At 64.0% G+C, this 6,486-nt stretch carries 9 protein-coding genes; 2 read left to right on the top strand and 7 right to left on the bottom strand.

Features of this window, described 5'->3' with window-relative positions:
- Nucleotides 1-32: 32 nt before the first annotated feature.
- The 3 genes from KM295_RS09755 to mch all read right to left on the bottom strand — a co-directional run bounded on the left by KM295_RS09755 (nt 33) and on the right by mch (nt 2,256).
- Nucleotides 33-839, bottom strand: coding sequence for an arginase family protein (locus KM295_RS09755; RefSeq protein ID WP_256029762.1), 807 nt, complete (start codon nt 837-839; stop codon nt 33-35).
- Nucleotides 840-847: 8 nt separating this feature from the next.
- The gene (locus KM295_RS09760) at nt 848-1,222 is read right to left on the bottom strand and encodes a translation initiation factor IF-5A (protein WP_256029763.1); all 375 of its coding nucleotides are present in this window, start codon (nt 1,220-1,222) and stop codon (nt 848-850) included.
- Between the two features lie 98 nt (nt 1,223-1,320).
- Nucleotides 1,321-2,256 carry a methenyltetrahydromethanopterin cyclohydrolase gene (gene mch / locus KM295_RS09765; RefSeq protein ID WP_256029764.1) on the bottom strand — a complete coding sequence of 312 codons (936 nt, stop codon included), beginning with the start codon at nt 2,254-2,256 and terminating at the stop codon, nt 1,321-1,323.
- An 85-nt stretch (nt 2,257-2,341) separates the two neighbouring features.
- On the opposite strand from mch, the gene KM295_RS09770 reads away from it, so the two are divergent.
- The gene (locus tag KM295_RS09770; protein WP_256029765.1) at nt 2,342-2,848 is read left to right on the top strand and encodes a CBS domain-containing protein; all 507 of its coding nucleotides are present in this window, start codon (nt 2,342-2,344) and stop codon (nt 2,846-2,848) included.
- A 121-nt stretch (nt 2,849-2,969) separates the two neighbouring features.
- Here KM295_RS09770 and KM295_RS09775 read toward each other — a convergent pair whose 3' ends face one another.
- The 4 genes from KM295_RS09775 to KM295_RS09790 all read right to left on the bottom strand — a co-directional run bounded on the left by KM295_RS09775 (nt 2,970) and on the right by KM295_RS09790 (nt 5,083).
- Nucleotides 2,970-3,194, bottom strand: coding sequence for a DUF8028 family protein (locus KM295_RS09775; protein WP_256029766.1), 225 nt, complete (start codon nt 3,192-3,194; stop codon nt 2,970-2,972).
- Nucleotides 3,195-3,377: 183 nt separating this feature from the next.
- A complete protein-coding gene (locus KM295_RS09780) occupies nt 3,378-3,803 on the bottom strand; it encodes a DUF8009 family protein (protein WP_256029767.1) in 426 nt (141 codons plus the stop codon).
- A 166-nt stretch (nt 3,804-3,969) separates the two neighbouring features.
- On the bottom strand, nt 3,970-4,392 hold the full coding sequence (locus tag KM295_RS09785; protein ID WP_256029768.1) for a universal stress protein: 423 nt from the start codon (nt 4,390-4,392) through the stop codon (nt 3,970-3,972).
- A 43-nt stretch (nt 4,393-4,435) separates the two neighbouring features.
- The gene (locus tag KM295_RS09790) at nt 4,436-5,083 is read right to left on the bottom strand and encodes a hypothetical protein (RefSeq protein ID WP_256029769.1); all 648 of its coding nucleotides are present in this window, start codon (nt 5,081-5,083) and stop codon (nt 4,436-4,438) included.
- A 790-nt stretch (nt 5,084-5,873) separates the two neighbouring features.
- Here KM295_RS09790 and KM295_RS09795 point away from each other — a divergent pair.
- A partial coding sequence (locus KM295_RS09795) for a nuclease/transposase family protein (RefSeq protein WP_472924546.1) occupies nt 5,874-6,486 on the top strand: 613 nt, incomplete at its 3' end.

A 6,486-nucleotide genomic window follows, 5' to 3' on the forward strand; every position in this document is an offset into this window, starting at 1 on the left:
CCCCGGGGCAGGCCCTTGTATTCGACGCCCGACTACTCGGCGTCGGCGTGTGTGAAGACGAACTCCTGGAGCAGTTTGCCCGCCAGCGCCGCCGCCTGCCCGTCGTCGCGGTCGTTCACCTCCACGACGTCGAACCCGACGGCGCTGGGGGCGACCGCCCGGACGACGTCCCGTAGTTCTCGCGGCTCCAGACCGAACGGGGCCGGGGTCCCCGTCCCCGGCGCGAAGCCGGGATCGGCCGCGTCGATATCGACGCTCAGATACACGCGTTCGTCGTCGAAGGACGGCGACCACGACGGGACGTCCTCGGGGGGGACGACCGTCACGTCCGCCTCGTTCGCGCGGTTCCACTCGGCCTCGCTGCCGGTCCGGGCGCCCAGCAGCACGGCCCGATCGGCGGTCTCTAAGGCGTGTCTCGTGACCGTGGCGTGGGAGAGTTCGTTGCCGGCGTATGCTTCGTACAGATCGAGATGGGCGTCGAGACAGACGTAGACGTCGGGGTCTGCTGCCCGAACGCCGGCGACGGAGACGGTGTGTTCCCCGCCGAGAAGGAGCGGTACCCGGCCATCGTCGCGGTTGTCGGCGAGTTGGGTTTTCAGAAACTCCAGGTACGCCGGGACGTCGTCCCACGCGGTCACGTCGCCGGCGTCGGTAACGAGCTCGGAAAAATGCTGGTCGGTCCGGCGGTCGTACCCGTCGAACGGACGGGCGAACCGCCGGACCCTGTCCGGACCGAACCGCGCCCCGGGGTGGAACGTCGTCGAGACGTCCAGCGGCGCGCCGACGATCGCGTAGTCTGCGTCGGCTTCGGCGGCCTCCGCGCCGGGGAACTCGGCCATCGCTCCGATCAGACGACCTTCCGCTGGCCCTCGAACTCGAGGTACTCGATCTCGTCGTCCGATTCGGGGTCGAGGTCCTCGGGGATACGCATCGTGATGGTCTCGTAGGTCTCAAGATCCATCACTTGCATGTCGTTTCCGGAAACGGAGACGACCTGCCCCTGTTTGCGGTTGACGATCGGCACCCAGATCTTCGCGTCGACGGGCTGGGTGAAGTTTCGCTTCTGGCCGTCGAAGACGCCCGTCCCCTCGACACGGGCCTTCGCGCTGCCGTGCTTTCCGGGCTTGGAGGTGCTATACGACGTGATCTTCGACGGGACGTCGTCGATCATCACGTAGTTTCCTTCCTGGAGATCGCGAACCTCGTTCTGCTCTTTCGGCATACCAATCGGTTTCCGTCGGCGCAGTATAAACGGTTTGGATGTCGCCGAACGCGGCGAGCCGCGGCCTCACAGCCGATCTTCCAGCCGTCTTCTCGCCCCTACTCGATCCCGAAGCTCTCCTCGAGGAGCCCCTCCTCCGTTCCACCGAGGATCTCGACACCCTCGCCGACGATATCGACCGTGACCTGTGCCGGCGCGAACACTTCGACCGGAACGTCGTAGAACTCCCAGCCGTGTGCCTCGAAGATCTCGGCGAAGGGGACGCCGAACTCCGCGCCGGCCGTCGACGGGAGTTCGTCGAACCGATCGAACGGCTCCTCGACGGTCATGTGAACCTCCCCGCCGTAGGCGAGTGCGTCGTTCGTCCGCGCCATCGCGACGTCGTCGCTTCCCGCGACCGGAGCCACCGGCGCCGAGGCGCTCACAGAGAGGGTATCGAGCGGGTCGTAGCCCAGTTCCGAGAGCCGGAACGCGGCGAGTTCGCCCGCCCGCGCCGCCAGCGCGACGCTGCCAGTGATACTCGCCGTCGAAAACGTCGGCAAAAAGACACTCGAGGTCGGAACGCCGGCCCGCTCTGCGACGTGTTCGGCGACCGCCTCGTCGGGCAGCTGTTCGCTTTCGATCGCCAGCACGGCAAAATCTGCGGCGTCCCGGTAGCCGATCCGCTGGTACTCTTCCTCCTCGGCGACGAGCGCTCTGGCGGGCCCGCTCCCGAGCCCCTCGAAGCCCTCGACCGAAAGCTCCCAGCCGGCCTTCTGGGCCGCCAGAAACGCCATCGCCGGGTGATCGGTCGACACCTCGACGTGGGTTCGTGGGGCGTCCCCGACCGTTCCCATCCCCGTCTGTACCGTCGCGAGGCCGCCGGTCTGGATCTCGGTCAACAGCAACCCGGCCTCGATCCCGCCGACGGCCTCGACGCCGAAGTCGGGGACGACCGCGCCGTTGTCCAACTCGTGGACCTCGATCGCGAGTTCGTCGGCGAAGTCGATCGCCTCGTCGACCAACTCGACGGCCATCCGGTTGAGACTCTCCATACCCTCGCCTGGGGCGGTCGGAGTAAAAGGTTCGTGGCTCGGGCCGGAGCCCAAAGGCTATGCGACGCGGTGTGCAACGGCCCCTATGCACGCTCGCGATATCATGACCCGCGACGTCGAGACGGTCTCGCCGGACGACGACGTGGGCGAAGTGCTCGGCCGGCTCGCCCGTGCCGGGTTCAACGGCTTTCCGGTTACCGAGGACGGCCTCGTCGTCGGGATCGTCACCCAGGGGGATCTCGTCGATCTCTTCCAGCCCTCCGATCGGACGCTGTGGATCCCTATCGGTTTCCCGCCCTTCCTGGAGTCGCTTACCTACGCTATCGATCTCTCGTGGGACGAACTCGATCTGGGGATCGATCTCGCCCGAAACGCCGGCCGGCCGGTCAGCGAGGTGATGACCGAAGACGTCGTAACGGTCGGGCCGAAAGCCGACGTCGACGAGTTGCTCGCGCTTTTGGCCGACGATGAGCGCGATATCAACCGCCTCCCTGTCGTCGACGAAGCCGACGCGCTGCTCGGGATCATCGCCAGAGAGGACCTGCTCCGGGCGCTCAAACGCGAACGCGACGCCGGGAAGCCGGCCGGATAACCCGGTTTGTTCCTTCCCCTTGGACGGGAAATCGATGTCGAAAGGTCGAGTTCCGATCTTCGCCAGCCGTCTCGAGGCGTCGGAGGGCTAGAGACTCGGCGGATATCGGCCCGATCGGCGTTCACTCGGCGCCGTGATCGTGACCGGCGATCAGCGCGAGGACGTTCACGGCGACGAGCGAAACGAAGGCGGCGTACTCGACCGGCGAGGAGAGCCCACTCGCCAGCAACCCGAGCGCACAGAACGGCAACAGGACCGCCGCCCAGAACGCGCCGGCCCTGATCGGCGCCGGGAGCGAGGCGGACGTCGGCGCCCGTCGATCGTTCGTCGGTGTGGAGGGTGTCATCTCGATCGAAGACAGGAGCGGTATACACTAATAACCGCCAGAGTATTCGGTCGGTTTCACACGTTTCACGCGCGTTGCTTGCCGCCCCGGGACGTTTCACGACCGCCGTATATCGACGGAGACGTTTCATCGACGCCGCTGGGTGGTTTCCGTACGATCGTGGTATTGTCCCGGGCGGTCGGTTTACCCCAGAACGGCGACGCGGACGGTTCGTGCGCCGGCCGGCGTTCGGATCGTCGTTTCTTCGAGGAGGGACTCGCGGATCCGCTCCCGCCAGACCTCGACGGCGTTTTCGTGGCGTTCCCGGTGCCGCGCCCGCGAATACGTCGCGCTCGGGTCCGATCGGAGTTCGTCCGCCGTCTCGTCGGGGGTCGGGAACGGCGGAACGGTCCGGACGAACCGCTCCGGCGGAACGTGCAGCGGCGGCGGGTCCTCGTACTCGCGTTCGGTCCCCTCGAGGTGCAGGCGGGCCCGCATTCGACCGCTGAACGGCGGCGTCACCCGGAGCACGGCCCCGGCGTTCCGGCGTGCGTTGGCCTCCAGCGCCGTCAGGACATCCTCGGCCGTCACCGCCAGGACGCACACGACCGTCGGATCGTCTGATTCCACGTCCGACGTTCCGGCCGCTACCGGTATTAGGGCATCGGCTCCCGGTATGGAGTATCGACGGCCGAAGCTTCAGGAGCTCTGTGAGGAGTTGAATACCGCGTGGGATCCCGACGAGGACGGCACCAATCCGCCCGGTTACCACCCTCACGCGAAAGTGTGACACGCGTTAGCGCTGTATCGCGAGCACCGGTGTGTTGCCCTCGCGGATGATCTGCTCGGTGACGCTTCCGTACAGAAACCGCCCGACACCGGAGCGGGCGCTGGTGGCCATAATAATGAGATCAGCGCTGTGAGCTGACGCTTGTTCGAGGATGACCCGCGAAGGGGTGCCCGTTTCGACGACGCCCTCGGCGTCGATGCCAGCCGAGTTGGCTTCCGCGACCAGCGACTCAACCTCACTGCGCCGAGTCGCACGCTGATCCTCAACCGCCTCGCCGTCACGAACTTCCGGCGCCGCTGTTCCGGACATCTCGACGACGGCAAGAAACACCAGTCGGGCGTCGTGAGCAGCGGCCTGACGCATGCCGTGATTGGCGGCTTCCCCGGCCGCCTCGCTACCGTCCGTCGGCACAACGATAGTGTCGTACATGTTCCCAGTTCAGTATACAGCCTAATCAATCATCGGCTGACCATCAGCCAGTTCGCCGAACAATAAGCACGATATCGGCGATAACGTCGAATCCCATCGGGATCGTATGGAGAAGCCCGCCGAGGAGAAACAGCTCTACCCCCACCGGTTGTGGCAGGGACGGCCACGGCGAGAGGACGGCCAGACACGCAACGCCGCCGAGTGCGTATACGGCTCGCTCGCTCCTGCGGAGTTGCGGATTCGACCAATTATAGAAGGCGGTCGAGAGGTAACCGAGGCCAAGCACGAGATACCAGGGTCGCCAGTAGCCAGATCCGAGGAAATCGGCGACGAACGGCTCACCCTGTAACGGCCCGGGAAACAAACCGAGTATAGCCGCAATATTGATACTTACCGCCGAGGCGTTCAGTCCCGCCCAGACGAGCCATATGCGGTTGCGCCGAACCGTCGGTGCAGTGTAAACGGTACCGACAACGACGATACCGGCAGTGAGAGCGATCCATAGCAGAACGACACTTTCAAGGAAGCCAAACGGAGCAAGCGACGGGTTCGACACGAGAAGCCAGGACAGTGACCAACCAATAACGCCTTCAGCGAAACCGACAATAAGTAGTCCGTCGCCGGGAAGCGGTGGCGATAGTAGCCGCCTAGTGTATCCCGAGAGAACCGCCAGTCGCTCGCTGGCTAGCATGCCCGAAAGCGAGGGAATCGACACAGTATTCTTACGAGTGCCAGCGACTTAATCAGTAGGTTGATTCGGCGTAGGAAACACAATCATCCTGGTACCATCGCTGTGTCCGAAGTGGGCCGGCTCGTGGCAGTCGGACTCAATCCGCTCGCCGACGGCGTCTGCGAGTTCCTTGCACATGGTGTTGTCGTCGAAGTCGGCCCGTACTTCCAAGTCAACGGCGGGGTCAACTGCACCCGAAACAACTCTCCAGCTCTCCGAACTGGCGGCCGGTATCGGTGGGTGCCGCCCCCGGCAGGAGATTCGAGCTATAGTAGTCAGTAGAGCTGTTTACACACCACTCACAGCAGGATGGCCAGCGATAGCCACGCTGGCCCGACACTCGCGAGTGGATCTGTACTGACTTCTACCGACTACTATAGTCGTCAGCGACCACTCTCCCGCTGGCGTTCGACGCCAGTTCGGGGCCGACGCACACGTCGGCAGGGTCGCGGTGGACGGTCCGCGCAGGACCGTCGAACATTACCGGCTCGTCGTCGCTTGGTTCCTCTGTCTGTCATTCTATTGACAGCCGATACGTCTCGTCGGCCGACTCGCCGCAGTACTGACAGGCCGTCATCGGCAGAGACCTCCGGCGGCCGCGATCCAGTTCATAGAGATTGGAGGCGGATACCCCGACCCTTGAGGTCGGGGAGGAAGCCGACACTCGATGACACAAACCACCGCGATGGCAAGGTCGACTCCCCAACGTCTAACAAATGCTTTCAACTATTTCCAGGCATACTAATGAAGTATGCAGGTCGTCAGGAACATCCAGTTAAAGCTCGACGTTCCCGAGGACGCTCACAGTGTTCTCGATGAGACGTTCGAGCAATTCCGCCAAGCGGCCCAACACGTCGCTGACACTGGATGGAGCGACGACCCCACTCAAATCACGGATACGAAAAACACGCTCCACGAACAGACCTACACCGCTGTTCGGAAGCAGACAAGTCTGCAAGCCAGTCTCGTCCAATCCGCCCGCAACCTCGCCGCCGCCGCACTCGGCAACTGCAAAGACCGCATCCTCGAAGACGGCAAAAAGGCAAGCAAGCCCGAGTTCCGAGGCTCAGTTGTCGTGTATAATGGGCGTACCATCACCTATCACGACGACCACGTTACCCTCGCCACGGTTGGCGATCGTGTGACCGCCGAGTTGGTCATGCCCGAAGACGATGCGGGGACACCCTTCGGGGAGTATTGGACGGATGACTGGGAACGCAAGGAAGCCACGCTGCACAAGCGTGACAGCACGTACTACCTCCACGTCGCAGTCGAGAAACAAGTCGCCCCGGCTAATTCTGGCGACGAGCAGACCGAGAACGGAGTGGTTCTCGGCGTCGATTTGAACGTGGACGGCTACCTCG

Origin of the sequence: Natronomonas aquatica (genome assembly GCF_024449025.1) — an archaeon.
GTDB classification, from domain to species: domain Archaea; phylum Halobacteriota; class Halobacteria; order Halobacteriales; family Haloarculaceae; genus Natronomonas; species Natronomonas aquatica.

Coding starts and splice junctions, on each gene's coding strand:
- KM295_RS09755 (WP_256029762.1), bottom strand. CDS start 839: ATGGCCGAGTTCCCCGGCGCGGAGGCCGCCGAAGCCGACGCAGACTAC.
- KM295_RS09760 (WP_256029763.1), bottom strand. CDS start 1,222: ATGCCGAAAGAGCAGAACGAGGTTCGCGATCTCCAGGAAGGAAACTAC.
- mch (WP_256029764.1), bottom strand. CDS start 2,256: ATGGAGAGTCTCAACCGGATGGCCGTCGAGTTGGTCGACGAGGCGATC.
- KM295_RS09770 (WP_256029765.1), top strand. CDS start 2,342: ATGCACGCTCGCGATATCATGACCCGCGACGTCGAGACGGTCTCGCCG.
- KM295_RS09775 (WP_256029766.1), bottom strand. CDS start 3,194: ATGACACCCTCCACACCGACGAACGATCGACGGGCGCCGACGTCCGCC.
- KM295_RS09785 (WP_256029768.1), bottom strand. CDS start 4,392: ATGTACGACACTATCGTTGTGCCGACGGACGGTAGCGAGGCGGCCGGG.
- KM295_RS09790 (WP_256029769.1), bottom strand. CDS start 5,083: ATGCTAGCCAGCGAGCGACTGGCGGTTCTCTCGGGATACACTAGGCGG.